The 1,329-nt window shown below is 62.2% G+C and carries 2 protein-coding genes; one reads left to right on the top strand and one right to left on the bottom strand.

Annotation, left to right across the window (positions count from 1 at the left end):
* The first annotated feature begins 68 nt into the window (after positions 1-68).
* Positions 69-515, top strand: a complete 447-nt coding sequence (locus tag NEK97_RS19770; protein ID WP_257371406.1) for a hypothetical protein — start codon at positions 69-71, stop codon at positions 513-515.
* Positions 516-802: 287 nt separating this feature from the next.
* Here NEK97_RS19770 and NEK97_RS19765 read toward each other — a convergent pair whose 3' ends face one another.
* Complete coding sequence (locus tag NEK97_RS19765; RefSeq protein ID WP_257371405.1) at positions 803-1,231, bottom strand: hypothetical protein; 429 nt, start codon at positions 1,229-1,231, stop codon at positions 803-805.
* Positions 1,232-1,329: the final 98 nt, after the last annotated feature.

The following is a 1,329-nucleotide window of genomic DNA, read 5'->3' as shown; positions in this document are numbered from 1 at the left end:
ACACCACCCGGGTGAAGACGTGAGCCGGGCTCGATGCTCCTTCATTCCAGATAGGAGGGCATCTCCAAGTGCCTGTGCAATCCGTCGTCCAGGATGCGCACGATCGAAGCGATCCTGCTGCCATCCCCGTCGGTTCGACAACCAACAGCCCCCGGGCGCCGGCCCTCCAGATAGCAAACAAACGCCGGCCTGCCTTCTGCTCCGGCCGCAGACAGCGCGTAGCTGCCGCCGGGTCGCCCCTCCGCACCCGCACGAAGGGAACTCCCGACGGCGGTACGAGCGACGTAGCGTTCGCTGGCCGGCGGCATGGCAGGCCGGCACTGATCAGTAAGGAGCTCGAGGAGGGAGTCGATCTCATCCCGGGAGAAGGCGTCGGCGAACTTGCGGGCGATGTCCTGCTCTGCCGCTTCCGTGGCCCGGGGAGCATTGACCCCGCAGAAGGTACAACGAACGGTCGTCGCAATCCGCTAAAAACTCGTCTGTCGGCATCATCAACGGACCCAACAATCCTGTAGCAGTGAACATGACGTAGCCATCAAAGAAGGGAAAACCTGCAATGACACCGCGCCGAGGGCACCAGGCGCGGAGCTCCATCGAGTCCGGAATGGCCATATCGTTGAGATCCACATCGTCTTCGACCGCTTGCCCTTCGCGCTGGCACGGGGCGACATTGGGGAAGCTTGACGCCCAAAGGCCTCCACACGTGTGTTACCTGGCAGGGACGATCTAGGGGCCGATGGCGTATTCGGTGAATTGGCCACAGGCCTTGAACCCGAGACGGCGGTACACCGGCTCCCCGTCCTCAGAGGCCTGCAATACCGTGGATTGCCAGGTCTCCCACTCGTGATTCAGGGAGATCCCCGCGCAGGTCCTTCCACATGCCTGTCTCTGTCTCTGACGCCTCGAGCCCGGCGGCCCCAAGGAATTCGGCAAGATTGTCCGGAATAGAGGCAGGGCCTACCCACCAGGAGAAAGGGCGGCCGGTGGATCCCAGGGCCCGGACCGTCTCTGCGGTTCGGGTTTGCACTGCGTGCCGGGCGAATCGGGCTGCCGCGACGATGTTGAAGGTGTCGTCGGCCAGACCGCTATCGGCGATCAAGAGATCGGCAGTTCTTGAAACGGAGGCTCCGATGAGGTTTCGGTGCAAGTGGCTGGCATGTTCAGCCAGGTTCTGTTCCATCGCGTGCTGCAGAGCCGATTCAGAGCCAAACGGGAACTTCGCGTCTTCCATAATGCTCCAGTCAAACACGTGTTCTTGCGCTCTAAAGCTGACCCATAGCGAGCCCGAGGCTAGCTGTGAACCTGGCCCAAAGCAAGGTAGGCGGAACC

Origin of the sequence: Paenarthrobacter sp. UW852, assembly GCF_024608385.1 — a bacterium.
In the GTDB taxonomy this organism is placed as follows: Bacteria; Actinomycetota; Actinomycetes; order Actinomycetales; family Micrococcaceae; genus Arthrobacter.
Note: the sequence above shows the minus strand (reverse complement) of the source record. Positions and strands in the feature narration are given on the sequence as shown.

Excerpts from the sequence above, each read along its gene's own strand:
- NEK97_RS19765 (WP_257371405.1), bottom strand. The coding sequence starts at position 1,231 with ATGGAAGACGCGAAGTTCCCGTTTGGCTCTGAATCGGCTCTGCAGCAC.